At 39.5% G+C, this 1,664-nt stretch carries 3 protein-coding genes; 1 reads left to right on the plus strand and 2 read right to left on the minus strand.

The genetic code is table 11. The features are described 5' to 3' along the window. Nucleotides 1-43 precede the first annotated feature (43 nt). Entirely contained in the window at nucleotides 44-781 is a 738-nt protein-coding gene (locus AC3WVG_RS11685) for an LAGLIDADG family homing endonuclease (RefSeq protein ID WP_488798295.1), read from the minus strand. Between the two features lie 358 nt (nucleotides 782-1,139). On the opposite strand from AC3WVG_RS11685, the gene AC3WVG_RS11690 reads away from it, so the two are divergent. Next, entirely contained in the window at nucleotides 1,140-1,484 is a 345-nt protein-coding gene (locus AC3WVG_RS11690) for a 4Fe-4S binding protein (protein WP_488798296.1), read from the plus strand. Here the strand turns inward: AC3WVG_RS11690 and AC3WVG_RS11695 are convergent. Beyond that, nucleotides 1,462-1,664 (minus strand): hypothetical protein (locus AC3WVG_RS11695; protein WP_488798297.1); only part of this gene is annotated, 203 nt, incomplete at its 5' end. The two genes, AC3WVG_RS11690 and AC3WVG_RS11695, sit on opposite strands and share 23 nt — an antisense overlap.

Consider the following 1,664-nt stretch of genomic DNA (forward strand, 5'->3'; position numbering starts at 1 on the left):
CATAGAAATGAATAGGGGTATACCTGACCCTTCTCTTTTATTTCTACATGCATAGAGTTTTATCTCGGCAGGTATGAATAACCGTGGAATTTGCAGATACCAATGTAGCTCGTCCTGAAAGGTATTCTTGAAGAGCAAGAACCTTACCCTTTTTTAGTGGATGCATTATGTACTCTGAGCACTCTCTCACAAGTTTGTAAACGACATCTTTGCGATATATCGTCAGACCTTTAACACTGTCATAGTATTTTGTCTCTATACCATGAATCTTAAGTAAGGTTACGAGCTCCTGAATTAGCTCCCTGTCATGCGTGTATATGAACATACGTATCCTCAGGTCGCGATTTCGTATTACTGAGATGTTTATCGTACCATCACCGTCAAGCAGTCCAGCTAGAAATGAGTATATCATGTCTTTATCTCGTACCTGAAAGAGCCATTGAGGAACTTTCTTTGCTCTCAACCTTCCAGACAAGCCTGCACGTTTATTTTCACGGTAAACCTCGTGCACAACATTCAAGTATTCACAGGGCAAGTATGTGCTTAACACTACAGTTATACCCCACTTACCTTGCTTTGGCCTAGCTATGTACACCCTATGACCTATCAGTTTTAGTACCATGTATGCCCACTCTAGCCCCCAGTAGTTTGTAGAGCTGAAGGATATCTCTATCTTCGGCTCTTCTTTGCCAAATGGTCTGTGAACTCTCGCATGAAAATCTGTTATTAGCAGTGCCTGAAGATATGCACGAAATAATGGATTATCCAGCCTAGACGGCATGTCCTCTCATTATTTCTCCAAATATCTGCAGAGCAATTTAAGCAGCTGAGAGAGTAATACTTATAAAGAGTCTAACACTAAGAATCACAGTCCCCGCCGCCCCGGAAGAATCCCGCTGGCGTAGGCCTGCGTGGGTTCAAATCCCACCCCCCGCACCAAGACAATTATAAATCTTCCTCTAATTGAACATTGTACACCTTACCGAAGTATATATTTAGAAAATTTCTTAGATATATGCAAGACTAATCCAGATCTTATGAGTTTATTAATTCAATTATCATGGAAGGAATGATTTAGAATACAACACTCTTCTCATACACAACACATATATCTAGACTTGGCTAAGTATAGAATGGGTATGGCAAGCGTTGAAGAGTTAGCTTCATGGCCTCGAATCTGTAGAGATAGAGATCAATGTATAGCATGTGGTGCATGTGTTAGTGTATGTCCAAATAATGCACTTGAACTTGATGAAGAGGGTAAACCAATAGTTATATGGGAGAGATGTGAAGGTGGTAAACCTGGTCATGAGGCAGAGTGTATTAAGGCTTGTCCTGTTGGCTGTATATGGTTGACAAATGAGGCTCCAGAAGAGGCTAGATCAAAGCCATGGTATAAGGTTGTTGACAAGAAGCCAGAGATAATGGAAGCATTAAAGAAGTGGAAAGAGAAGTTTGGTATTAAAGTTGACCCAATGGAGTAATACTCCTGGGTAAAACATCACCATTTTTAAACCTATCTTCAATGATATTATAAATTTCATTCTTCTTTTTCTGTGTTGGTGTAACCTTATTGGATGAATATGCACCTAATTTCTTCAAAAACTTTTCAACGTTTCCTTCGTCACTTATTATATCTAACATATCCTTTGCTCGAATATTAG

The organism is Desulfovulcanus sp., from assembly GCF_982781345.1.

Excerpts from the sequence above, each read along its gene's own strand:
- AC3WVG_RS11685 (WP_488798295.1), bottom strand. The coding sequence starts at position 781 with ATGCCGTCTAGGCTGGATAATCCATTATTTCGTGCATATCTTCAGGCA.
- AC3WVG_RS11690 (WP_488798296.1), top strand. The coding sequence starts at position 1,140 with ATGGCAAGCGTTGAAGAGTTAGCTTCATGGCCTCGAATCTGTAGAGAT.